The organism is Nostoc sp. FACHB-190 (genome assembly GCF_014696905.1).
In the GTDB taxonomy this organism is placed as follows: Bacteria; Cyanobacteriota; Cyanobacteriia; order Cyanobacteriales; family Nostocaceae; genus Nostoc_B.
On sequence record NZ_JACJQW010000003.1, the window covers coordinates 125421 to 151173 of the forward strand.

General features: G+C 42.4%; 20 protein-coding genes and 1 pseudogene. 8 read left to right on the plus strand and 13 right to left on the minus strand.

Translation table 11 applies throughout. From position 1 onward, the window contains the following. Positions 1-7: 7 nt before the first annotated feature. Both lnt and gyrA read right to left on the minus strand, forming a co-directional pair. Complete coding sequence (lnt, locus tag H6G28_RS05205; protein ID WP_190669414.1) at positions 8-1687, minus strand: apolipoprotein N-acyltransferase; 1680 nt, start codon at positions 1685-1687, stop codon at positions 8-10. Beyond that, positions 1684-4272, minus strand: coding sequence for a DNA gyrase subunit A (gene gyrA, locus H6G28_RS05210; RefSeq protein ID WP_190589634.1), 2589 nt, complete (start codon positions 4270-4272; stop codon positions 1684-1686). The genes lnt and gyrA overlap by 4 nt, the downstream gene beginning before the upstream one ends. Positions 4273-4800: 528 nt before the next feature. On the opposite strand from gyrA, the gene H6G28_RS05215 reads away from it, so the two are divergent. Next, positions 4801-5013: a hypothetical protein gene (locus H6G28_RS05215; protein WP_190589633.1), complete on the plus strand. Its 213-nt coding sequence runs from the start codon at positions 4801-4803 to the stop codon at positions 5011-5013. A gap of 215 nt (positions 5014-5228) precedes the next feature. On the opposite strand, the gene H6G28_RS05220 is transcribed toward H6G28_RS05215, so the two are convergent. Further along, a complete protein-coding gene (locus H6G28_RS05220) occupies positions 5229-6524 on the minus strand; it encodes a chloride channel protein (RefSeq protein ID WP_313933914.1) in 1296 nt (431 codons plus the stop codon). Positions 6525-6736: 212 nt separating this feature from the next. Between H6G28_RS05220 and H6G28_RS05225 the strand changes: the two genes are divergently transcribed. Continuing rightward, positions 6737-7405: a glycosyltransferase family 2 protein gene (locus H6G28_RS05225; protein WP_190669416.1), complete on the plus strand. Its 669-nt coding sequence runs from the start codon at positions 6737-6739 to the stop codon at positions 7403-7405. 7 nt (positions 7406-7412) lie between these two features. On the opposite strand, the gene H6G28_RS05230 is transcribed toward H6G28_RS05225, so the two are convergent. Next, positions 7413-8210: an FkbM family methyltransferase gene (locus H6G28_RS05230; RefSeq protein ID WP_190589631.1), complete on the minus strand. Its 798-nt coding sequence runs from the start codon at positions 8208-8210 to the stop codon at positions 7413-7415. Positions 8211-8325: 115 nt separating this feature from the next. Between H6G28_RS05230 and H6G28_RS05235 the strand changes: the two genes are divergently transcribed. From H6G28_RS05235 to H6G28_RS05245, 3 genes are all read left to right on the plus strand, one after another. Then, the gene (locus H6G28_RS05235; RefSeq protein ID WP_190589630.1) at positions 8326-9648 is read left to right on the plus strand and encodes an ABC transporter substrate-binding protein; all 1323 of its coding nucleotides are present in this window, start codon (positions 8326-8328) and stop codon (positions 9646-9648) included. Between the two features lie 420 nt (positions 9649-10068). Continuing rightward, the gene (locus H6G28_RS05240) at positions 10069-10743 is read left to right on the plus strand and encodes a PEP-CTERM sorting domain-containing protein (protein ID WP_190669418.1); all 675 of its coding nucleotides are present in this window, start codon (positions 10069-10071) and stop codon (positions 10741-10743) included. Positions 10744-11196: 453 nt separating this feature from the next. After that, entirely contained in the window at positions 11197-12348 is a 1152-nt protein-coding gene (locus tag H6G28_RS05245) for a pyridoxal-phosphate-dependent aminotransferase family protein (protein WP_190589628.1), read from the plus strand. A gap of 220 nt (positions 12349-12568) precedes the next feature. Here the strand turns inward: H6G28_RS05245 and H6G28_RS05250 are convergent, their stop codons facing one another. From H6G28_RS05250 to rpsB, 6 genes are all read right to left on the minus strand, one after another. Next, positions 12569-12796: a DUF2949 domain-containing protein gene (locus H6G28_RS05250; RefSeq protein WP_190589627.1), complete on the minus strand. Its 228-nt coding sequence runs from the start codon at positions 12794-12796 to the stop codon at positions 12569-12571. A 488-nt stretch (positions 12797-13284) separates the two neighbouring features. Continuing rightward, positions 13285-13785: a DUF192 domain-containing protein gene (locus H6G28_RS05255; RefSeq protein ID WP_190589710.1), complete on the minus strand. Its 501-nt coding sequence runs from the start codon at positions 13783-13785 to the stop codon at positions 13285-13287. Between the two features lie 258 nt (positions 13786-14043). Beyond that, positions 14044-16518, minus strand: coding sequence for an ATP-dependent DNA helicase RecG (recG, locus tag H6G28_RS05260; protein WP_190669420.1), 2475 nt, complete (start codon positions 16516-16518; stop codon positions 14044-14046). A 260-nt stretch (positions 16519-16778) separates the two neighbouring features. Continuing rightward, on the minus strand, positions 16779-17594 hold the full coding sequence (locus tag H6G28_RS05265) for a hypothetical protein (RefSeq protein WP_190589625.1): 816 nt from the start codon (positions 17592-17594) through the stop codon (positions 16779-16781). A 394-nt stretch (positions 17595-17988) separates the two neighbouring features. Next, a complete protein-coding gene (gene tsf / locus H6G28_RS05270; protein ID WP_190589624.1) occupies positions 17989-18933 on the minus strand; it encodes a translation elongation factor Ts in 945 nt (314 codons plus the stop codon). A gap of 156 nt (positions 18934-19089) precedes the next feature. Further along, positions 19090-19887: a 30S ribosomal protein S2 gene (gene rpsB, locus H6G28_RS05275; RefSeq protein ID WP_190589623.1), complete on the minus strand. Its 798-nt coding sequence runs from the start codon at positions 19885-19887 to the stop codon at positions 19090-19092. A gap of 166 nt (positions 19888-20053) precedes the next feature. On the opposite strand from rpsB, the pseudogene H6G28_RS05280 reads away from it, so the two are divergent. Further along, a pseudogene (locus tag H6G28_RS05280) lies at positions 20054-20227 on the plus strand (Uma2 family endonuclease); the annotation flags it as partial. A 123-nt stretch (positions 20228-20350) separates the two neighbouring features. On the opposite strand, the gene H6G28_RS05285 reads toward H6G28_RS05280, so the two are convergent. The 3 genes from H6G28_RS05285 to H6G28_RS05295 all read right to left on the minus strand — a co-directional run bounded on the left by H6G28_RS05285 (position 20351) and on the right by H6G28_RS05295 (position 23493). Next, positions 20351-21232 carry a hypothetical protein gene (locus H6G28_RS05285; protein ID WP_190669422.1) on the minus strand — a complete coding sequence of 294 codons (882 nt, stop codon included), beginning with the start codon at positions 21230-21232 and terminating at the stop codon, positions 20351-20353. A gap of 68 nt (positions 21233-21300) precedes the next feature. After that, positions 21301-21894 (minus strand): DUF1517 domain-containing protein, encoded by a 594-nt coding sequence (locus H6G28_RS05290; RefSeq protein ID WP_190669424.1) that lies wholly within the window; start codon positions 21892-21894, stop codon positions 21301-21303. 33 nt (positions 21895-21927) lie between these two features. Beyond that, positions 21928-23493 carry a pentapeptide repeat-containing protein gene (locus H6G28_RS05295; protein WP_190669426.1) on the minus strand — a complete coding sequence of 522 codons (1566 nt, stop codon included), beginning with the start codon at positions 23491-23493 and terminating at the stop codon, positions 21928-21930. A 178-nt stretch (positions 23494-23671) separates the two neighbouring features. Between H6G28_RS05295 and H6G28_RS05300 the strand changes: the two genes are divergently transcribed. Together H6G28_RS05300 and H6G28_RS05305 are read left to right on the plus strand one after the other, a co-directional pair. Continuing rightward, a complete protein-coding gene (locus tag H6G28_RS05300; RefSeq protein ID WP_190669428.1) occupies positions 23672-24511 on the plus strand; it encodes a prephenate/arogenate dehydrogenase in 840 nt (279 codons plus the stop codon). Positions 24512-24888: 377 nt separating this feature from the next. Beyond that, the gene (locus H6G28_RS05305) at positions 24889-25698 is read left to right on the plus strand and encodes a TPM domain-containing protein (RefSeq protein WP_190669430.1); all 810 of its coding nucleotides are present in this window, start codon (positions 24889-24891) and stop codon (positions 25696-25698) included. The last annotated feature ends 55 nt before the right edge of the window (positions 25699-25753 follow it).

The window sequence follows — 25753 nt, forward strand, 5'->3', positions numbered from 1 at the left end:
TTTTAATTTACGTTGAGCCTCTCTTAGTTTTACCCACAAACCAACCCACAACACCCAAACCCAACAACAACGGTGTTAACCAATCTCCCCAACGCACGTATAAAGTCTGCGTTTGGCGGCGATATATAGTCTCTGCGTGAGTTTCATAGGTGTTATAGCCAGATATCCACAAAGTTCTACCGTGGGGATTGACAAAAGCTGAATAGCCTGTATTTGTTGCCCTTGCTGACCATTTATCAGTTTCAATTGCCCGCATGATATCCTGAGCATGATGCTGGAATGGCATGGCTGCACTGTAATGGGCATCGTTAGAAGAACTGAGGATAAATTGTCCACCCGCCGCAGCTTGACGGCGAAATATTTCAGGAAATGCAGATTCGTAGCAAATACCAACTATCGCCCTACCAAAAGGTGTATCAAATATCTGGTTGGCTGCACCATGAACTTGGTGTTCATCTAACGGTGATAAGCGACTAATTAATTTACCTAAAATTTCTTCAAAGGGTATAAATTCGCCCAAGGGTACTAATTTCGATTTATCGTAGCGGCTGGTGGTTTCACCTTTGCTATTAACTGTAAATAAACTGTTTGTATAACTGCGTCCTTTTTCCCCAAATGCACCAACCCAAATTACTACGCCTGTTTTTTGGACTGCGGAAATTAAGGGCGTATCTCCAAAATTGCGTTCAAAGATAGGTAACGCGCCTTCGGGTGTGAGGACTGCATTAACACCTTGTGCGGCGAGAGTTACATAGCCATTTGTATAGCCTGTAATGGCGCGGCGATAACCTTCAGGTTTGACTTTGATTTTGTTGGGGATGTTACCTTGAATGATGCCAATTTTTAAGGCTGCTTCTGGTGGTTGGGCTATGGGTTGGCTGTATAGGTAAAAGCCTATTAGGTGTAGGGTGATGAATAATGCTGTTGCTGAGGTTAAATATTTATTTACGAACCGCCGAGGCGCAGAGAACGCAGAGGATAGGTAGGCTTCGGCGATGAGGCCATTGATTGAGGCGATCGCAGATGTTACAGTATTAGGGCCAGAGAGTTGACCGAGGTGTAAAATTATCAAGTTATGCGGTGATTGAGTATAAGCTAGAGAACTCCACCACAGCGAACCGGAACTCCACAAACTTTCTAAGCCGCACCATAAGGCTGTACCAATTAAAACACGCAACCAAGGTTTTGACTGATTCAGGTGTGCCATCACCGCACCCCAAATAGTTACAAATAGCCCTCCCCACAGGCTAATAAATCCCCAGCAAAACACGGTGATAGCTAAACTCGGCCACCAAGGTACACCCAACCAATCCATCGGGTGTATACCAGTAATCCAAAATAAGGCGACGCTGTGATAACCGATACCCCAGAGTAAGGGTAAAAGGTAAAAGTGAGCCAGCGCGGTCTTGGGGGTTTCCCCCATGAGCGACTGGCGAACTCCGAAGGAGGTAAAAGGTAGAAGCCAGGGTTTTGGCTTTTTAGCTTCTAAATGATGTTTACTTTTTTGAACAACTATTACCCAAAGTGGGGCTAAGGCTATCCAAGCCAAAAACCACGCACCTACAGGCGCAACGGTTAGCCCCATCAAAACGCCACTAATCAAAGAAAGCAAAAGGTAAAAGGCAAAAGTTAAAAATGAATGATCGCCTTTTCCTTTTTCCTTTTTACTTTTTACTTTTGCGTTCATTCCGCTTCTTCTGTATCACCCGTATCAGGCGGTACGATCGCAACTCCGGTAATGGCATCATCCTCATCCAAGCGTTGAACTCTCACACCTGTTGCCGATCGCGATTGTATTGAAATCGCATTGGTCGCCTGCCGGATAATAATACCGCGATTTGTGACCATCATGATTTCGTCGTCGTTGTTGACGATTTGCAAGGTGGCTAATTTGTCTTTGGTTTTGCGGTTTTTGAATTTAGTCGCCATTAAACCTTGACCTGCGCGGTTTTGCAAGCGGAATTGCCCGACGGGAACACGTTTCCCATAGCCGCCCATTGTAATAACTAGCACCCAAGGGCCGACACTACCGTTAGCTGCTACTTCTGTGGTTTCTTCGATAATTTCGACTTCTTCGGTTTCGATTTCTTCGATGTCTGACTCTTCTGTTCCCGTGTCGAGTGTGTCTAAAATAGCGGCGGGAATAATATCCATCCCCACAAGTTCATCGCCGGTTTTGAGTTTCATTGATTTCACACCACGGGTCGCCCTCCCTAGAGGACGCAGTTGTTCGTGGGTACATCTAAAGTGAATGGCCATCCCCAGACGTGAACCAATGATGATGCTATCTTCAACTCTGGCGCGACGTACCCACCGTAGTTGATCCCCTTCTTCTAAGGAAATAGCAATTAAACCATTGGCGCGAATATTACTAAAGGCGGCTAATGCGGTTTTCTTGATATTGCCACCTTTAGTTAGCATGACTAAATATTCGTCGTCGCTGAATTCATCAACGGGGACAATGGAGGTGATTTTCTCTTCTTTGGGAATGGGTAACATCTGGACGATGGGTGTACCGCGACTGGTGCGAGAACCCACAGGAATTTGATAAGCTTTGAGACAGTAAACTACACCGCGATCGCTAAAGAATAAAACACTGTCGTGGTCGCAGCAAGTTAAGAAATGCTCTACAGTATCATCATCTTTGACTTTGGCTGCGGCTTTCCCTCTGGTGGCGCGGCTTTGCGCTTCAAAGGTATTCACCGGCATCCGTTTGATGTAACCTTGTTCTGTTAACAGAATAATTGCCTTTTCGTTCGCAATTAAGTCACGTTCATCAATTTCGCCTTCGGCGTGGGTAATAATTGTGCGTCGGGGTGTGGCGAAGTTGGTTTTAATTTGGGAAATTTCGGTTTCAATAATTTCTAAGATTCTTTCTCGCCGCGCCAAAATATCTTGTAAATTAGCGATTTGTTTTTGCAAATCTTCGTGTTCTAGGCGAATTTTATCGGCTTCTAGGGCTGTCAATCGCCGTAGCTGCATTTGTAAAATTGCGTCGGCTTGGACTTCCGAAAGTCCATAATTTGTAATTAATTCACCTTTGGCTGTGGGTGCATCCGGCGCATGACGAATTAAGTTAATAATTGCATCTAAATGGGATAAGGCAATCAATAACCCTTGCAAAATATGGTCGCGTTCTTCGGCTTTTCGCAGTTCGTATTGGGTGCGTCTGGTAATGGATACGATGCGGAAATCGAGAAAGACTTCTAAAAACTGTTTGAGGGTGAGGATTTGCGGTTCCCCGTTCACCAACGCCAGCATATTTGCCCCAAAGTTGGCTTGCAGTGGGGTTTGCTTGTAAAGGTTGTTCAATACCACGCGGGGATAAGCATCGCGCTTGAGTTCGATGACAATTCGCATCCCGTCGCGATCGCTTTCGTCACGGATATCTGCAATGCCTTCGATGCGCTTATCATTCACCAATTCGGCGATTTTCTCAATTAATGCTGCTTTGTTGGTTTGATAAGGCAGTTCGGTAACAATAATTGCTTCCCGTTCAGGACGACCACGCTGTTCAATGGTTTCGATATTGGCAACACCGCGCATGGTAATCGAACCACGCCCAGTGGTGTAAGCTTCTTTAATTGCTGCCGTGCCGAGAATGTGCGCCCCAGTCGGAAAGTCTGGCCCAGGGATATACTGCATTAACTGGAGGTCGGTGATTTCGGGGTTGTGAATCAACGCGACTACCCCGTCAATCAGTTCGCCTAAGTTGTGGGGCGGGATATTTGTCGCCATCCCCACCGCAATTCCCGATGAACCATTGAGTAGCAGTTGGGGAATGCGCGATGGTAAAACTGTGGGTTCTTGTTGGGAACCGTCGAAGTTATCCGCAAAGTCTACGGTTTCTGATTCAATGTCTTGGAGTAGGGCGGCGCTGGTTAAAGCTTGCAAGCGACATTCTGTGTATCGCATTGCGGCTGGGGGATCGTTATCTACCGAACCAAAGTTACCATGTCCGTTGATTAAGGGCGATCGCATGGAAAAATCCTGCGCCATCCGCACCAAGGCATCATAGACTGCTGTGTCGCCGTGGGGGTGATATTTACCCAACACTTCCCCAACCACACGGGCGCATTTTCTAAATGGGCGATCGTGCGTTAAACCTAGCTCGTGCATAGCGTAAAGAATACGGCGATGCACAGGTTTCAGACCATCCCTGGCATCTGGTAGCGCCCGACCTACTATCACACTCATGGCGTATTCCAGATAAGACCGGGACATTTCGTTCCGCAGATCCGTTGGGATAATCCTCTCCTGTGAGGTTGTCATAACCTAAAAAACTCCAAAAATCGTAGTATTTAGCCTTTATAGTTGGCAAAGCGTAAAATTATTCCAAATTACTCTTGAATAATTGACATATTTTGATACAATTCTAGCACGTATTGTTTTTTTTTGCCCGCAGAGTTATCATCAAGCCTCTGGTTTCATAGCTGCTGCGAATGTGTGAAATCAGGCTTAACTAAGCAAGCGGGAGTTAAACAAAAAAAATATCCAAATTTTACCCAAAATAAACGTAATTTGCCAAAATACTCGTTATACCCAACCTCAACCAACAAGAGGTCAAGAATGATCGACAGTTAACGACTCAAGCTATAGCAATCCTAGTTTGATGTGCGAACAACAGAGATCAGGGCGACAAGGTAGACAAGGGCGAGATGTTGGTAATTCATTTAGGACTGCTAGAGACAAAACCAACAGCAATCACGCCAATGTAACGGGATTTTAATATCATTTGTTGGTTATCGGTTGACCGGGGCTATCATAATACAGTTCAATTATCAATATTGAGTTTGACAGATGACATTTCAACAATTAGCGATCGGTAGCTATTTCCGTCTTCCTGGAATAAGTTACAGTTGTGTATATCGCAAAGCCAGTTATTCTTATTGCAGTCTCAATAAACTATTACAACCAATTCGTCCCACAACAAAAGTTATTCCTTTAAATGCCAAAGAAATTGCTAAATATTTTGCCGAGCAGAAAGAATTTATGAATCAACTCAAGAGATAAAGGCTAATAATATAGCAGTCATTGATTTAGACACACAAAAGACAAGGAGGAAAAGGGAGACAAGGCAGAGATATTTGTAAATAATTTAGGATTGCTATATGGCGTTTACTAGTTGACTGAAGGACAAATCTATCTGCGTCCATCTGCGTTTATCTGCGGTTAATTATTTTTGCCTATACATCACTAGGCGAAGAAAAGCTATATTCAGTGATTAATTAATGAATCGCTTCTGGCTGCGACTTCATTTGAGCCGCAATCAAAGGTACTTTAGGTGCTAGAAAAAATCCCACCAAACTAGCAAATAAAATTGGTGTAAATGGACTGAAACTAGTGAGTTTTGAGAGTAACAAAGTTGTACTAATGGGTGTGCGTGTTACGGCTGCATTTAGCGCCGCCATTGTACAAATCATGGCTAAAGCAGGATTAACACCCGGAATCAAAACTACCACAGCTTTACCAATACAAGCACCAGTGAAAAATAAGGGGATAATAAATCCACCACGCCAGCCACCTGTAACTGTCATACTAATAGCTGCCATTTTACCCAAAGCCAGTGTTAACAGAAAAATCCCCGAAAAACTAGTTGTCAGAACAGTTTCTAACTCTTCATGGCCAAAATAACGGGTGAGAGGTAAGAAAGTGGCTAAACTACCAATTCCCAACCCGGCTAATGTGGTGCGTAAATAAATGGGGCCGGGTATGCGGTGAACAACATTGTCGCAGGTGCGAAAAATCCAGATGAAAATCCATCCTGCGATCGCCCCAATCATCCCAAACAAAATCGCCAAGGCAAAATCATCGATATTTTCTAAGCGATATTGGGGAAAATGCCAAGTTGGTGCAATTCCTAAATGAGTAATCGCCGTAAATACCAAATAACTCGCACAACTAGACACAATTGCCGGCATTAACGCTTCGTAATATTCCACAACATGCTGATGATGCAAGATTTCTAAAGCAAACATCGCCCCGCCTAGAGGTGCGCCAAACAAAGCCGTAAAACCAGCCGCCATCGCGGCCAAACTCATCGATCGCAAATCTTCACCTTCAAGTTTCAGGCGATCGCCTAGCCAAGTCCCAAAGGAACCTGTAACCTGCACCAATGGCGCTTCTGGGCCAGCACTTCCACCAGCCGCAATACTAACTAAAGAAGCTAGAATCATCGAGGGGTTTTTTCGTCCATCCAAGCGTCCACCGCGAAAATGAATATTATCCACAATCACGGCAATTTCCCCAGGATTACCCAAAAAATGAATCACTAGCCCCACAATTAAACCAGCCAGTGGCATCACAATTAACAAACTTAAACCTTGGAATCTTTCCAACTGGTGAGTTAACAGTTCTAAAACATTCCAGTACAACCCAGCAAACAAACCACTAACCGTCCCTACCACAACCCAACGCAACACCCAGCGAGAAATCATCAAGGGATTACGCCTTGACAGTCCAAACAGTTGCGTTAATGCCCAACTTTGGGGTTGATTATTTGGGGGTGGCGGATTTAATGGCACTGTTAATATCCTTTTGAGAAAACTACAAATAATGAAGATTTACTACTATCTTGTATAATACTTCCGTTATCCCTGCTCACTCTAGCAGTCATAAATCAGTTATAAACAAAGCCACTGACTCAGCCCTAGTCTCTATTTGCTGCTGAGATGAGTTATAAATCCCATCAAATTGGTATATCATTGAGCAATTTAGATTTTTGAGGGGTTGCATCATGACTAATGTAATTTTTGACTTACTGCCAGAAATATCAATTATTATTTGTACCTACAATCGCGGCAAATATTTAAATCGTTGTATTAATAGCGTACTTGCCCAAACTTTTCAAGATTGGGAGTTAATTATAGTAGACGATGGCAGTAACGATAATACGTTTGAAATTGTAGATCAATATATTAATGTTTTTCCGAATGTTCGTTATTTAAAGCATCAAAACAAAAAACAATGTCATGCTAAAAATGCTGGCATTCAAGCATCTTTTGGGAAATACATCACGTTTTTAGATAGCGATGATGCTTATTTGCCAGAACATCTAGAAACTCGCCTTAAATATCTACGGCAGTATCCAGAAATTGATTTAATTGAAGGTGGATTTCTTACCGATGAAGAAATTTGGGTTGCTGACTATTTTCAACCCGGTAAAACCATAAATCTGCGAGAATGCGTACTTGGCCCGACATTTTTTGGCAAGAGACAAGTCTTTTTTGATTTGCAAGGTTTTAATAATATGACTTACGGAGAAGATACTGATTTTTGGGAACGGGCAGAGAAATTATTCAGAACTCAAAAATTACCTGATTTGCAAACATATATTTATACAAGAGCAGAAACTAGTGTGACTAAAAGTTTCTTAGAATCAACTTCCCAGTCCCCATTGCCATAAACAATATTTAAAGACTAGCATGAGTATCATACCAAGGCTCTTTTAGTTGCAGACTTTCTAGTAATATTTTTCCCAAAGGGAATTTTAAAATCCCATTTGTACCCAAAAGTCTATATTCCAGAAAAACCCGTTTGTAGACCTTGAGTACTTCAGTTTCAGACAACCAAACTCCTGGGGCTTCTTCCCCAAAAAGTCCACTAGCACCGTATTCAAATTGATGGCTGATATATTGACCTTCTTTCGCTGGGAAGGGACAGATTTGTCGAGGTACATCTGGTTGTCTGATAGCTTTAAATTTCTTGTATCCAAGTTCCTTTAACAGCGCAAATTCTTTTAACAGGTCATGCCAAGACGCTTTTGTAGATTCTATAGATAGAAACTGCGGTTTGCTTTCAACTTTCTGTAAACCCTGTAAGCATAATATATCAGCACCTTCAATATCAACTTTTAGATAATAGGGAGTGCCAAACTCCTGTAAAATATCTTCAAATCTTCGCCCTTCTACTGTTATAGCTGTAGAGCGTGTGCCAAAAAACTCGTTACGCTGGACAAAATCGGGTGAAGTTGTACTCCAAAAACTTCTGTCTAGGTTGACATATAGAGTAATTGGTTGATTTAGAGGGGATACAGCAATATTTAAGAGTAGCAACTGACCAGTTTCTATATAAGAATTTAGTTTTTGCTTAGTGTCACTATAAATATTGGGGTTAGCTTCAATACCAATAACTCGAAATCCTTTTTTGAGATAAAACTCAGTATCTTCTCCTGTATGAACACCAACATCTATGACTAAATTTTTATCCATCTTCGACCTATCCTAATTGCAAATACATAATATTTTAATCTAAATTAGTATTTTTAGAGATACTTTATAAATAGGCGTTTAGCGATCATACAGACTGTGTATAACGGAAAGTTATATGAAACTTACTATTTTTTCGTTCTCCAATCTTAAAATTCTTTATCAGTTTCTTGGCTCTATTTGGCGAATTACTATTTTTCTATTTATCTTGAGTATCAGCATTGTTTTGTTATCTAGTTGTGAGGTAAGAGAAACTCAAAATGAGCAAATTACTCGCATCACACTATGGCATGGAATTAATCCACCTGTAAATCGTGATGTATTCCAAAAATTAGTAGATAAATTCAATCAAACTCATGTTGATGTCCAGGTAGAATCTATTTACGCTGGTCAACTGGGTCAACAACTACCAAAAATCTTAACAGCAGTTGTTGGTAAAGTACCGCCCGATATTCTCTGCTTTTACCCCCAAATTACTGGTCAGTTAGTCGAACTTAGTGCAGTTCGTCCGTTAGAAGGTTGGTTTGACAAACTACCTTTAAAATCAGAACTTAGCCAGAAGCTTTTAGACGAATTAAAGTTAGATGGGCATTTATGGTCAGTACCACTGTATACAAGTAATATTGGCATTTTTTATCGTCCCACATTATTTAAAGCTGCGGGGATTACAAATACACCCAAAAATTGGGAAGAATTGCGACAAGCTGCCAAAAAATTAACTGTAGACCGCAATGGAGATGGACGGCCAGAACAATATGGAATGTTGCTACCTATGGGTAAGGGAGAATGGACGGTTTTTAGTTGGTTTCCCTTTTTATCGAGTGCTGGCGGTGAAATTGTCAGCAATGGTGTCCCGAATTTAAATAACCCCCAAGCAGTACACGCGCTTCAATTTTGGCAAGACTTATTAAAAGATGGTTCCGCCACTCTTTCGCCACCAGAACGCGGCTATGAAGAAGATGCTTTTCTTCAGGGACGTGTAGCTATGCAAATTACTGGCCCTTGGACTTATATCACCAAGTCTCAGACAGACTATCAAGTTTTCCCTATACCCAGAGATGTTGAATCAGCGACTGTCACAGGTACAGGTAACTTTTATGTGATGAAAACTACGCCAGAGAAAGAACAAGCTGCACTGAAATTTTTAGAATATGTTTTGAGTGAAGAATTTCAAACAGAATGGTCTATTGGTACAGGTTTTTTGCCAGTGAATCTCAAATCTGCCCAAAGCGAAGCTTATCAGCAATATATCCAGCAAAAACCTTGGATCAAAGTTTTTTTAGATCAAATGTCTGTAGCCCGATCTCGTCCTACTTTAGCTGGATATAGTCGTATATCTGAAAGTCTTGGTCGAGCAATTGAGGCGACGTTGCTAGGTGATTCTCCCCAATCTGCACTTAAGCAAGCCCAAGAACGTTTAGAACTGATTTGGGGAAAGTGAAACAGAGCAAATTTACACCAATTTTATAGAAAATTATGAGTGATGAAGTCTCTCATTGCGATCGCCACAATACAGCAATGAATGAATATTGTATTTGCCAGCAGTGCTTTTGAGAATTTGCCGAACTATTTGATTTTCAGTTTCTGCCCTAATTGATGATGGCTGATAGCAGCTTATCTAAAAACATGATTTATGTTTTTAGATATAAAAATTTTATGAAGCTTCAGTAAAAACACTTGCTTCAGATGGTTTTTTAGAGAAAAGTGTTGTGTATCAGCATCAATAGCATAACTTACGTATAAAGATTTTCGATTGAGATGAAAGGGATGTAAGAGTTCTGCACACCTACACCCCTTTAAAGCCTCATACCCTTATACCTTTCTGCGTATCAACTTTGTCATCTTCACAAGCGTAAATACAATGAAAAATTTTGGTTTGACGAATACTTTACTAGTGGCTGGTACAGGAGCAGCATTTGTTTTTACTGCTAGTCCATCTCCAGCAGCAGTGATCAATATTTCAGATTTTACAGAATGGGAAAGTATTGGAAATGTTAACTTGAGTGGTGAGCAAGCTGCTCTGTTTACTGGTGATGGTGTTTCTGACACTAATCTAGAGAACTTCTTGGGACTAGCGTCTGGAACTTTAGATACTTTTAATGGTCAAAATGTCACTGATGGTTCTGCTATCAAAAACACGCTGACAGTCCAAGCTGGAGATGTTTTGACATTTGATTGGCTCTTCCAAGCTGGTGATTATCTACCTTACAATGATTTTTCTTTCTACTCTATTGGTACTTCTCTAAATAGACTGGCTGATGTGCTTCAGGTAGGTAATTTTGGCCAAACTGCATCTCGAACTGCTTACACATTCACCACAGGCGGCACTTACACTATAGGATTCGGGGTGGTAAATACATTTGATCGGTTTTCTGGTGATCGGTTTTCTGGATCAAATCTGACTGTTCGCAGTTCTCGGAATGATGAGCCTGTTCCTGAACCTATGACTATTGTCGGTTCATTGGTAGCAGGTGCTTTTGGTGTGGCTTTACGCCATAAGAAAAAGCAACAACAAAAGGTTGACTCGGATGTGTGACCAAACAATCTCTATGGTTGTGTGTAGTAATGCAGTTAAATGTAAATAAATATTAATATGAGAGCGATCGCCCATCGCTCTTATTTTATGGATTAAAAACTAGAAACTACAAAATTTGATAAGTCATTGTACCTGTACCCAATTTGTGAGATTCTAGATAATCGCTGCTATTAAACTTCAATTCACTGGGTAATAAACTTAGATGTCTTCTTTACGTTAGCTACAGATACGCCCCTCCCAGACTCTCAGACGTGGGTATTGATGCGTCTAGTGAGATTGCTGACAACCAGAGTTTCAGGTTATCGAAGGTCAAGCTGACCCATAATTTTAGAGATTTGGAGAATACAGAAAATACTGGTGCAACCCGCAAATAAATATGTGTCGATTTTGCTCCAGGATTAACCATCCCCTAAACTTTTAACTGTTATTTGACTATTAGGATAGGACAAAGATATGGAAAATAAGCTGATGCTGATGATTCCTGGCCCCACACCAGTGCCAGAGGCTGCTTTACTTGCTTTAGCTAAACACCCCATCGGACACCGTACCAATGAGTTTAGTAACATTTTGGCAGATGTGACAGCTAATCTAAAATGGCTGCACCAAACCGAAAGCGATGTGCTGATGCTGAATGTTAGTGGTACAGGTGCGGTAGAAGCCGGGATCATTAATTTTCTATCCCCTGGCGATCGCATTTTAGTTGGTAGTAATGGTAAATTTGGTGAACGCTGGGCGGAAGTCGGTCAAGCCTACGGGTTAAATGTAGAAACCATTACAGCAGAATGGGGTCAACCTTTAGACCCAGCGCAGTTTGCGGCCAAACTACAAGCCGACACAGCCAAAGAAATCAAAGCTGTCATTGTCACCCACAGCGAAACCTCCACTGGCGTTCTCAACGATTTGGAAACCATCAACCGCCACGTTAAAGAACATGGCGAAGCTTTAATTATTGTGGATGCTGTCACCAGTTTGGGCGCATTTAATTTACCTGTGGATGCTTGGGGATTAGATGTCGTCGCGTCCGGTTCTCAAAAAGGTTACATGATTCCCCCTGGCTTGGGTTTTGTGTCTGTCAGCGCCAAAGCTTGGGAAGCTTACAAAACAGCTAAATTGCCGAAATATTATCTAGATTTAGGCAAATACAAGAAATCCACCGCTAAAAATACCACTCCTTTCACTCCCCCAGTAAATCTGATTGTGGCACTGCATACCACCTTGGGCATGATGAAAGAAGAAGGCTTAGAATCTATTTTTGGCAGACACGAACGCCAAAAGAATGCGACTCGCGCCGCTATTAAAGGTTTAAACTTGCCCTTATTTGCAGCCGATAGCCATGCTAGTCCAGCCATTACAGCCGTAGCACCACAAAATATTGAAGCGGATAAAATTCGCTCATTGATTAAAAAACGCTTTGATATTGCCTTAGCTGGTGGTCAAGACCATTTGAAAAATAAAATTTTCCGCATTGGTCACTTGGGTTTTGTGAGCGATCGCGATATTCTTAGCTGCATAGCATCCCTAGAAGTTGTACTGTTAGAACTCGGTTATGAAAACTTTACTCCGGGTGCTGGTGTAGCGGCAGCAGCTAAAGTATTGAATGGTTAATCGTCAATGGTCAATGGTCAATAGTTATTCATCAAACTTCTGACCAATAACCAATGACCAAAAATTAAAAGAGCGAGTAGAATTACCATCTTTAACTCGCTCTTTCAACCTGGACTTACATAAATAGGCTTGGTAAAAGTCAGTTTTCCTGTATATCAGCCTTGGAACAAGGCCGTTTGGATGTGACATACCTGATTTTCTCCTGCAAGAGTTTTCATACTTAAACAGTTTCTAACCAATCGTAAATTTTTTCTAACTGTTCCATCGTAATCAACCCATACTGCCAAAGAATCATCGGTAAAGGCCCTGGGTCTTGCTCCCGATGCCGTAAAGCTACTGCCAAAGATGCTGCCGAAATTGACAAATCTTCCTGTAAAAAATGAATCAGCCTTGAATATGTTGATGGTGACATTTGTAACTCACCTCCTTGTCTAGTGTGTACGCTCATAAATCAATTCACCATTCCTCTTTTGTCCGCAGCTACTATTTCAGTTGAGACTGTGCAATTACCGGATGAAGATCCGAAAATATTGCTTGATTATCCGCAAATAGAACAATTTTCCTAAAAAACTAGGAAATTCCTGGCTTTCAATCATCCGTTTGCTCAGTTTTTTAGTAGCATCTTCGGCAAGTTAAATAAGTATCATGCTGAATTTGCCTGAGTGTTCTATTTAATTACACATTGAGTAACAAACATTCCATAGCCTATGCTCCCTTATGCCAGACTGTTTACACTTACGCCAAAAGGAAGATTTTTCACTATGGAACCTTAAGATTGTTATTTTACCTCTTAAGTAGTTTTTTTTACTATTTTTGTCATCATATTAGATGCTTGAAAAATAATTTGCGAGTTCACATCTACTTAACAGTTTTTTTACAGAAAAATTATTGATGAAATGTTGCTATGGCTAATTACACCAAGGTTTTTAAGTCTGATTACCGTAAGCTACTGTGATTTAAAAACTTAATTTTGACATTATCTCCTATTTTGAGTTTCAGTTCTTTGGCTCGCCCTGCACGTAATTCTATTACAGTATCAACAGGTACATTTGGCCCGTAAGTGGCACAAGGCTCACTAGCACAAGGTGGCGCAGAAGCCTGAATATACTTGATTACGCCATTTTGTAAAAAGACCATATCCAGTGGCACAGGTACATTTTTCATCCAAAACTGCACAGGCTGTGCAGACGGAAACTTGAATAACATCCCGCGATTATCTGGCAATGCAGGTCTATTCATCAAACCTTTTGCTTGCTCTTCTGGAGTCACCGCTACTTCTAATTCAATGGTTGTCCCGTTGGGAACAACTGCTTTAGCTGAAATTGGTAGTGTTTGTCCAGTTTGCACTGCAATGGGAGTTTTGGCTGTTGTCTGCGTAGAACATCCCATGAGAAACAGACTGAGCAGAATTGGCAGTAAACTTAGCCAACGTATCATAAAATTTGCCATTTGGTTATTTAAATTTTGATTTTACAGAATTTACCCTAGAAAGCCCACTTCTTTTTGTATCTTTTTTGGTCTTATGGCAATGACAGCGTTGTTTATTTGAGTGCATGGGAAGAGTGGGAGGTGTGGGAGGTGTGGGAGGTGTGGGAGGTGTGGGAAGTGTGGGAAGTGTGGGAAGTGTGGGAGGATGGTGAAGAGATCGCGTAACCCAACAAAGTCTTGAGGATGTTGGGGTTTAGGGGCGTGTAGTTAAGTTAAGATAGCGCCTCCCATTAACCTGTCATACCGATATTTCAACTCTTCTTTCATCAAATACCAGCGTTCTAAGGTAACATCAATCTCGATAACTTTCTCGGCAGCTTGCCGTGCTAAGATTAATACTTCTTCATCTTCAACTAAACTGGCTAAGGTAAAATCTGGCACACCTGATTGGCGAGTCCCCAACACTTCACCAGGGCCACGGAAACGCATATCCATTTCGGAAATGAAGAAGCCATCCTGAGATTGTTCTAAGACTTTCAACCGTTGTTGAGCATCAGGGCTTCTAGAACTACTCATCAACAAACAATAAGACTGAGCCGCACCCCGACCGACACGCCCCCGTAGTTGATGCAGTTGAGATAAACCAAATCGCTCTGCATTTTCAATGAGCATCACAGTAGCATTAGGTACGTCCACACCAACTTCAACTACTGTTGTTGATACTAAAATTTGGGTTTTGTTGTCTCGAAATTTGGTAATTGCTTCGTCTTTCTCGGCGGAACTCATGCGCCCGTGGAGTAAGCCGACTTGAAATTCAGGAAAGACGGTTTCTTGTAATTTTTGATGCTCTTCTACTGCCGATCGCAAGTCTAATTTCTCAGATTCTTCTACCAAAGGCAACACCACATAAGTTTGCCGACCTTGAGCAACTTCGCGGCGGATGAGGTCGTAAGCATGGCTACGCTGCTGGCTTGTCAATGCAGTGGTTTGAATTTTCTGCCGTCCTGGTGGTAATTCATCAATTTGGCTGACATCCAAATCTCCGTGAATTGTCAAGGCTAATGTCCGGGGAATGGGAGTCGCGGTCATTGTTAAGACATGGGGTTGTTCGCCTTTTTGTTGTAGTAACGCCCGTTGCTTTACCCCAAAGCGATGTTGTTCATCAATGACTACCAAACCCAAGCGGTGAAAGTTTACCGGGTCTTGAATTAAGGCGTGAGTTCCCACTAACAAAGGTAATTGCCCTGTGGCTAACAATGAATGAATTTCTCGACGTTTGGCAGTTTTGGTGGAACCTGTGAGCAATTCCACAGGCAAATGTAATAAATTAAACCAGCTAACTAACTTGCGATAATGCTGTTCTGCCAAAACTTCTGTTGGAGCCATCAAAGCGGCTTGGTAGCCAGATTGAATCGCCGCTAAAATTGCTACCACAGCCACGACGGTTTTCCCGGAACCAACATCGCCCTGTACTAGACGATTCATTGGTGTGGTTTTTTGCAAATCATTCAAAATATCATTCAGGACTCGTTGCTGTGCGCCGGTGAGTTGAAAGGGTAAGATTTCGTAGAATTTGCCAATTAACTGCCCTTTAGGCGCAAGTATGGCACTGGTTTGAATGGCTTTGGCTTGTTGCTGACGTTGGAGTAAGCCGAGTTGCAGGTAGAAAAACTCATCAAAAACCAGACGACGACGGGCAGCTTGTAAAGTATCGCTATCAGAGGGAAAGTGAATATTAGCGATCGCATCTTTCAATTCCATCAAATTATACTTTTCTCGCAAACCCTTGGGCAGTGGGTCTTTGAGATGGGCTGCTGCTGGTAAGGCTGCTATCACCGCCTGACGCACCATATTCGCCATCACCCCTTCAGTTAAGGCATAAATTGGCACTACCCGCCCAATAGTCAAGGACTCAATGGTGTCTCCTGGATGTGCCAAAACTTCCAGTTCTGGGTTATCCAATGTCAAGCCATATTTACTTTCTTTCACCAACCCACAAGCCGCCACCATACTACCGACTGGGTAACGGCGTTTCATACTTTCTTGCCAAGCACGACTCGTAAACCGCGCCCCTGCCGAAAAGCGACCGACTTTAATTTGTCCGGTATTATCTTTGAGTACCAGTTCTAAAATTGATAATTTTTGATTTTTCGGGCTAGTGAAACAATTGCAACGCTTCACACTAGCCACAATAGTGACTGTCTCACCCGCCTGTAACTCGCGGATATTTACTTGACGCGCATAATCAATATGGTCACGGGGATAGTAAAACAGCAAATCTCGCACCGTGTACAAATGCAAAGCCGCTAATTTATCAGCTTTCCGAATACCTATTTCTGGCAAATCGCTGAGTTTTTGGTCAATTCTGGGTGCTAGTCTGCGACTGACTTCATTCACCACAGGCGTAGAATTAGGGATTTTCGCTTTATAATTTCTTCCCTGCTTCTCTAACTCCTCTGGGTCTTCTAGTTGTTTTTGCAGCTGGTCAAGATACCTACGAGTGGTAGCAATTAAGTTTTGTCTGTCTTTGACTGCCAAATTGGGATAGTCGGCAAATTTTGTGGCTAATTCTTGCCAACGACGACGCTCCACAGCAGGCAAAGCCGACGGAAATTTCCCAAAAGTCAAACTGAGAAATTCACTAAAGCGGTATTGTCTGCCCATCAAGTCTGTAAAGCCATTTTCTGCCTCTACAGCCAAGGCTTTATGTAAGCGTATCCAATCTGGTGTGTCATTAGTCATTGGTTATTTGTCATTAGTCATTGGTCATTGGTTATTTGTCATTAGTCTAGGACTTACGCACCAAGATTGTCTGTGGGGATTGGGTGTAGGGGTGAAAGGGTATGGGGTTTAATGGTTTTGAATACTTACACCCTTACACCCTCATACCCATGTACCCTGTTCTAAAACCTTATTTTTTCGTTTTTTTGCGTAAGTCCTATAGTCATTGGTCATTAATATTTATACAAATTGACAAATGACGAAGAACACATGACAAATCACTAATCCTCATACCAACTTGAGCGCCAAGCTGCTTCGGCTTCAGCAATTGAACGTTCCCGTTGCTTCTTTTGATATTCTCGGCCGAGTTTTTGGAGTTGTACTAATATATTCCGAATTTGTTTGCGGCTAGATGCTAGGGTTGCGTCGGCAAATTCAATTTCTCCCAGTCGCAGATTAATTGTCATAATCTGTGTCAAACTCGATTCTTCCTCGTCTTGCTCGTTGTCAATTTCAATGACCAAGTTGAGGAGATTTGGCGGCCCTGGCATCACTTCGGCGGCTGCTTCTGAGGCGGCGGCGGCGGCTTCTAAAATTGGTTCTGGGACTTTTTTGGGCAGAATATCAGCTTGTTGCAACAACACATTTGTATCATGAGAAACTTTTTTGAGCGCCTGTTGTGTTAATTCTTCCAAGTGATTTTGCCATTTGGCTATTTCTACAGGGTTAGAAGAATCAGGAGGATTGAGTTTTGGGTTCTCCGTCACCGCCTCTTCTTCTGTCTCGTTTCCCTCATTTTCCTCTTCTGTAACTATTTCACCATTCATATAGGTGATTAATTCTTCAGATAGCTGTTTTCCGAGTTGGCGGATGGCTTGTTGCAATTTTTGACGTTGATTCAACGACAACTTTAAAAAGTTTTCGGGATACCCCTGAGTACACAGATGGTAACTTGCCAGAATCAACTGCTTCCGCACAGCTTCACCTAAGAGGGTGAGATAAACAGTATAAGCACTTTGGAGTTCTGCTGCGATCGCACGTATCGCTTCTTCCAGCATCGCCAAATCCCGTTCAATTCGCTCAATTGCTCTCGCCATATCTTTTTTTAATTGCCCATCATCCAATTTTAGATTTGAGATTTGAGATTTGAGATTTTGGATTGAGAATTGCTGTATGTAAGCAGGTCGGTGGAATTAAAGATAACTAGTGAGGGCTGTCATTTGTGATTTGTCGTTGGTCATTTGTAAGTGTTTCCAGGCTATTTACGCTTCGTAATATAGTTTGGTTTATTTCCACCGACTTACTTATCTAGCTTCTATCAATCATTTTCTAAATTGGTATTACGATTATTATGGTACAAATGTACCCAGCTATCTTCTAATAATAAAATACAGGTCAGCTTAGTGTAAAACTGACCTGTCTTAAAAAAGTTATTGGTCATTTGTTCATAACTAATGACCAATGACCAATAACTAATGACTAAAAACCAAATTACTTCGCCCCGATTTGAGCTGCAACTTCATCAGCAAAGTTAGTTTCTTGTTTTTCAATACCTTCGCCGAGGATGTAGCGCACAAAGCGGCTAACTGTTACTTCTGCACCGACTTTAGCCTTGACTTGCTTGACCAATTCTTCAACAGAAATACTTTGGTCGCGGATATAAGGCTGATCGAGCAAAGCTATTTCTTTAAGACGTTTTTCAATTCGTCCTTGAACAATCTTTTCTCGGATGCTCTCTGGTTTGTTTGCCAAATCATCCTTGCCCATTTCGATGTCCTTTTCTTTTTGGACAACTTCGGCTGGGATTTGGTCTACGCTGACATACTCAACGTTGGGACAAGCTGCAACTTGCATAGCAACGTTCCGTGCCAACCCTTTGAATTCTTCGTTACCCGCAGCCGACTCAGAGGCAGATTCTAGCTCAACTAATACACCAACACGACCGCCAGTGTGAATATAGCTATCTACTACTCCGGTTTTACCGCCTGCTACTGTAAAGTTGACAAAACGACGTACTTGGATATTTTCACCGAGTGTAGCAATGGTTTGCTTGATGAATTCATCTACAGTTACGCTCTTATCTCCAATGTAAGGTTGAGCCAGTAAAGACTCAACACTTTCAGCAGTGGCGGCTTGCTGTGCTAGGCTCTTAACCAAAGATTTAAAAGCTTCATTGCGAGCCACGAAATCTGTTTGGCAGTTAACTTCTATTAGTACACCTACTTTGCCATCAGCTTGAATGTAGGTGTCTACTAGACCTTCAGCTGCAATGCGATCGCTTTTTGTGCCCGCAGAAGTGATACCTTTTTTACGTAGCCAATCTATCGCTTGTTCGATGTCGCCGTCATTTTCTTTTAGCGCCTTCTTGCAGTCCATCATGCCGGCACCAGTTTTTTGGCGTAGCTCTTGGACGAGTTTTGCAGATATGTCCGCCATGTTGCCTCAATTCCTAACTTGACCTAGAGTTTTTATCGCTTACGGGCGTTGAGTATTTCTATCTTACTCAGAAAGTGAAGACACTCTGAAGTCTGAAGTGAGAAGTATGAAGTATGAAAAATAAAATTTCATACTTCATACTTTATCCTTCATACTTTATTCTTCTTCGTCTTCGTCGTCAGGAATTAACGAGTCTGAGTAATCACTTTCGTCGTAATCGTAATCTTCCTCAGCGCCTTCGTAATCGTCGTATTCTTCTTCTACATCCAGTTGGCCATGACGACCTTCATAAATTGCATCTGCCAACTTGCCAACTATCAGCTTAATGGATCTAATAGCATCATCATTTGCTGGGATAGGAATATCAACTACATCTGGGTCGCAGTTGGTATCCAACATAGACACAATGGGAATTGACAGTTTTTGACATTCTTGAACTGCGTTATATTCCCGGCGTTGGTCTACAATGATCACCACATCAGGGACTTTCCGCATGGTTTTAATCCCACCCAGGTATTTTTGTAGCTTCGCCATTTCCCGACGCAGCATCGAAGCTTCTTTTTTCGGCAACAAATCTAAAGCACCGTTTTCTTCCCGGCGTTCTAAATCTTTCAGCCTTTCTACCCGTGTTTTAATAGTTGACCAGTTGGTGAGCATTCCACCCAACCAACGCTGGTTAATATAGTGAGCGCCACAACGAGATGCTTCTTGAGCAATAATTCCTGCTGCTTGACGCTTCGTACCAACAAACAAGAATTTCTTACCTTGCTCCGCTTGGGTTCTCATATAGTTGTACGCGTTATCCATCAACTGGGCTGTTTGCACCAAGTCGATGATATGTACACCATTGCGGGCAGTGTAAATGTACGGGGACATTTTTGGGTTCCAGCGACGGGTTTGATGCCCAAAGTGAACCCCTGACTCCATCATTTGAGCCAATGAAACGACTGGCATATATTCTTAACTCCTATTCGGGTTAAACCTCCACCCAGGTGTATTTTCCCAAAAGAAAACACCCGAACTCCTGGATGTGCGGAATTTAGACAACTCTACTAGGGTAACACAAATCATTCATGTCGGTTAACCTCTCCTTCCCAATGTTCCACAGCAACACCAGCCGTTGGGTGGACGTAATTTTATTGGTAATCCCAAACAACCGACAATCTCTGTTTGTAATTTAGTTGATGGAGAATATCAGATTAGTAAGTTTAGAGATAGCGATGCCATTATCTCCCAAACTTTTCCTGAATTACATCTGACTCCAAATCAAATTTTTCAATCTGGGTTGGTATAAATTTTGAATTTGTAATTCAACTGAAAAAATCAGCTAAAAAATGCGTAGATTGGATTTTACTCAGTACCCTACAAAAAGCCAGCAAAAATCCAACCTACACAAATTTAAAATTAATTCAATTAATTAACGTCGTCTACTACCAAAACCACCGCTACGGCTGGGAGTCCGACTCCGGCCACCACTACCAAAACTACTACCGGAATTACGTCTAGTAGTACTCGATTTGCCTGATGGTTGCAGTTCACTAGCGCCATAACCAGAACCACTAGGACGATTTGTAGTTCTTGTTGGGGTTGTGCTGCGGACGTTAGAACCACTGGGATAGGTGTTTCTAATATTGCCTGTAGTACGGAAAGCTGTACGATTTCTTACTGCTGCGGGTGGTGCATTATAGCGGCTGCGGTAACTGCTAACTGCTTGGTCGTAGCTAGAACCATAACCACCAAAACCAGTTAATCCGCCTGGTTGATAAACAGGGGGTACATAATATTGGGGTCTAAATAACAGACTACCAATTGCTTGACCTGCTATACTCCCAGCCAGAGAACCAGCAAAGGGCGACCAAAAACTGTTTTCTTGTCGAACGACAACCGTTTCTTGTCTTCCTGTTTGGGGGTTAGTTTGGGTTTGAGTTACGTTGTGGACGTACTCAATTTTGAAGTCTTCTGTCAGGTATAAAGCTGGCTGGCCTTTTTCTACTTTCAGGTAAGATTTTTTACCTGCTTTAATTTCGTCATCAGTCAGCCTGGCCATTTGCAAGTTTTCGGTTGTAAAGGTGGGAGGTGTGCTGTTTAGTAAAAACAGTGTATATTCTCCCGTTCCATCGTCATAGGTAGCCTGTTGTACTTGATACTGACCATCAGTTAATTTGGTGGCAGTAGAAGTTTGGCTAACATTCCGGCCTGTAGGAGTAGTTTGCTCTCCACCGCCACAGGCAACAGTTGTTATACACAAACTCAAGGCTAAAACAACAACTGTAAATTTACGTAATATGGTCATGATCATTGCAGTATTGTCTTATCTCCGAGCTTAACAACTTCTTAAAATGGTTGGTGTGCGGACAACCCAACAACTTACAAAGGTATCAATTCTGGGTAATATTGCAACAATTCATCGTTGCTCAGTTCATCGCCTAGCTGTGCTGGCGAAAAATGTACTTGAATGGCTCTGAATTTGTGTTTGTAGTGCAGATTAATCAGGGCTTTTAACCCTTCTTTGAGTGCGCGAATATTCGATAGGTCGGTTTCTAACTCTGGTACTTCACCTTCCAAAGCGACGGTAATCATCACCACAACATTGCGTGTCACGGGAATAGATAAAGGTTCATCAAACCCAGAAGGAGAATCCCAATCAATATCAGCACCGTACCTTTCGGCCGAGTCAGTAAATAACTCGTTGACATAATCACCTGCTTCGCCTTCACTCCAAAATACGTCGCCTTCGTTGGCAGCAGACATCCAATCTTGATCGTAGCGCAGAAGGGTTTCGCTCAGTTCGACTAATGATTCTCCTAAAACCTGCATATCGCCTTCAGAATCGATCGCATCTCTCGCACCACGATTTAATACACCTAAAATTGGCGCAACATCTGACCCACCCAAGTGAATAAATAACCGAGAGACTACATAGCGAGTCCGACCAACCATTTTGTTAAAGGTATCACGCATTTGCTACCTCCAAAAATTCGTTTGAGTTTTTCTTTATTCATTGATATAGTGAAAGCTTTTGAGAAAATCTACAACTATATTTAACGAAAGTGATGCAATTGTGGCAGTATCAGAGGATTTATCTGCTAAAAATGCGGCATCAAGTTGCGAGGTATGAATAAATTTTTTCCCAAAGTAGGGGTTATCATATACTGTCAGGGTTTGGGCACTGGTATTAGTTAAGATTGTTTGCGTAGGCGCTCGAAAGAAATTTAATTTTGCTGCTAGTTCCAGATTTTTTTTCATTTGCCGAATGGTTTGCGCCTGACTAATAGCTTCTTCGATGAGTGTGGTCAGTGTCTTCACCCGATGGGAGATTTTGATGTCTAAGTCAGGTACATCTTTTTTATTCAGAATCTCTACCACTTGATAAATGCTTTTGTGGGTATTAGTCGCATCTCTAAAGGGAAGAATTGCCAAACAGGCTGTAGGTAATAAAGCTTCATCGCTGTCTACTCGAAATGTGAATACAGTCCGGCGACGGCCAATTTCCATGCTGGGGGGTTGTTTGATGATGCGATATTCTTGAGCAATGTGGAAATAAGCACCCGCAAGGGCAAAGTTCGCTTCTGGTTCTAAGGCTGCATCGACGATAATTCTAATGGTTGGGGGGGTTTCGTTAAAAAATTCCCGTGGGTCGTCGGCTTCAAATTTTTGGATGATCGAGCGATCGCCTTTTGGACTAAGATCAACCCATTCACAAATCATTCCTTCTGTTTTTAACCCAAACCGAGACGCAGAATGCAGTTTTGCCCCAGTTAAGGTTGCGCCTGTTAAATCAGCACCAACCCATTCGGCTTTAATTAATGTCGCCTCTGTTAAGTTGGCATGGACAAAACTTGTATTGGTTAAATTAGCATTGCTCAAGTTTGCCCCCATCAAGGTCGCACCACTCAATTTTGCACCGCTTAAATCAGCCCAACTGAGGTTTGCGCCACTCAAATCAGCCCAACGCAGGTTTGCGCCACTTAAATCAGCCCCACTGAGGTTAGCATGGGTGAGATTTGCCTGTTTCAATTCTGCATCACGTAAGTTAGCACCACTGAGGTCGCTACGGTGTAAGTCGGCGGCGTTTAAGTTCGCCATTTCTAAGTTCGCACCAGCTAAGGTACAACCTTTTAAGATTGTTTCATGCAAGTTAGCGCGGCGAAGATTGGCTTTACGTAGGGTGGCTTCACGTAAGTCAGCATTACTGAGATTAGCTTCAAATAAGTCAGCGCGACTCAGGTCTGCCCGAATTAACTCCGCACGTACTAAAGAAGCACCACGCAATTGAGCGCGGCTGAGGTCAGAACGAATCAAGTTTGCCACATTCAAACTAGCGTGATTCATGATTGTACCCACGAAATTCACGCCACTCAGTCGGGCGACATTCAACTTAGCATGGCTCAAATTAGCCTCGCTGAGATTTGCCCCACTGAGATTAACGACACTCAAATTAGCATGACTCAGGTTGATACCATTGAGTTTGACACCACTCAGGTTCGCTTCGCCAAGTTCGACTCCGCTAAAATCTGTAACCCCTGCTGCGTATTGTTCGAGTAATTCCTCTACAGTCATTGATGCTACCCATACAAAGTTAAGGGAATAGGGAGTGGGGAGTGGGGAGTAGGAAATGGGGCAGGGAGTAGGGAGCAGAGGGGAGAAAATTTTCCCCTTGTCCCCTGCTCCTTGTCTCCCTTGCTTCTTCTCAATCCTTAGCCCCTAAAATGTACATAAAAATAAACTGTCTAAATTTATGAATATTGGTATTTTGGGTTTGGGATTGATAGGCGGTTCTTTGGGTTATGATTTGCGATCGCAAGGTCATCATCTCTTGGGGGTCAGTCGCCGGGAATCTACCTGTCAAACAGCTGTAGCCCTTGGCAGTGTGGATGAGGCATCTGTGGAAATGAGTTTGTTAGCAGCCGCAGACGTAATTTTTATTTGTACGCCTATCGCCCTTATTGTTCCCCAAGTTGAGCAGTTAATTACACATCTTTCTCCCGCTACGATTATTACTGATGTGGGTTCGGTGAAAGCACCTATAGTCGAGGCAATTTCACCGATGTGGGAACGGTTTGTGGGCGGTCATCCAATGGCGGGAACGGCTGATAGTGGCATAGAGGCGGCGCAAAAAAATTTATTTGTCGATAGACCTTACGTACTCACACCAGATACCCATACACCCCAAGATGCGATCGCTATTTTAGAGGAGATTGTGCGATCGCTGGGCGCAAAAATTTACCACTGTCAACCAGCCCAACATGACCGCGCTGTTAGTTGGATTTCCCATTTACCTGTAATGGTGAGTGCGGCTTTAATTACTGCTTGTATGGCTGAAACTGACCCCGCAGTTTTACAATTAGCGCAAAATTTAGCTAGTTCTGGGTTCCGCGATACTAGCCGAGTCGGTGGTGGAAACCCTGAGTTGGGAGTGATGATGGCAAAATATAATCGTCAAGCCTTGTTGAGTTCATTACAACAATATCGCCACAACATTAATGAAGTTATTAACTTGATTGAACAAGAAGATTGGAACACCTTAGAAGCCAAGTTGCAGTCAACCCAACGAGCAAGACCTTTGTTTACCGAGTAAGTAGGAATTTGAATTTTCGCATTCCAAAATACTGAAGCAAAAAATAGCGATCGCTATCATGGTCTATGAGTAGAAGGACTAAATTAAATCTAACTGGAGATTACCGGGTTTCGACACTTCGACAGGCTCAGTGACCACGCTTCGACAGGCTCAGTGCATCGCTCTAATAGTATTTTTCTTTTTCCCCCTGCACCCTGCACCCCTGCCCATTTCCTACTCCCCACTCCCCACTCCCTACTCCCCACCCCTGACTTCCCACTTTTCCTCGACCCTAATATTAGAGTAAAGTAAACAAGTGTAAAGAAGTATCACTTTTCTCTCCTACTTTTTAAAACAACTTGTTCACTTTTAGTGTTGATATTTGTATAAGAGAATCCATGCAGTCTTGTTTTTGGCGACGAATTTTAGTATCTATTGGCATATTTTTGGTGGCTGGGTCAATTTGGTTAACAAATCCTTCCGCAGCACTGGCTTATGACAATCCTGATTTATTACCTAACTTCCAAACTCCGGTTATTGACTTAGCGAAAACGCTTACTGACATTCAAGAAGACAAGCTAGTTTCAGATATCAAGCAATTTGAAACCGATACTGGCTGGAAACTGCGCGTATTAACTCAGTACGATCGCACCCCTGGTCGAGCAGTGATCAATTATTGGGGTTTAGATGATAAAAGTATCCTGCTAGTTGCAGATTCTCGTGGCGGTAACATTCTCAGCTTTAGTGTGGGCGATGACGTTTATGAGCTTTTACCCCGGACATTTTGGATAGAATTACAAACTCGTTTTGGTAACTTGTACTTTGTGCGAGAACAAGGCGAAGACCAAGCAATTTTACAAGCCCTCGACTCAGTTAAAGGCTGCTTACTCAAAGGCGGTTGTAACGTTGTACCTGGGCTACCCAGAGAACAGTGGATTCTTACCTTAGTGACCTCAGTCATTGGTGGGATAATTTGTGGATTTGCCGCCCAACCCCGCAATGATAAACAAATTGTTGCTTGGCAATGGGCATTAATTTTCTCGCCATTATGGGGGATTTTGTTTATCGCCTTCGGTATTGGGCCAGTCGTAACGCGCACTAGTGATTGGCTACCCCTAGTGCGAAATATTTCTGGCTTTTTCATTGGTGCTTTAGTGGCTTACCTATCCCCTGTGTTCAGCCGTCCTTCTTCGAGTGCGGAGTTGTGATTGTTGGTAGTTATCACAAAGGGTGTAAGGGTTTAGAACACCTACACCCTTACAC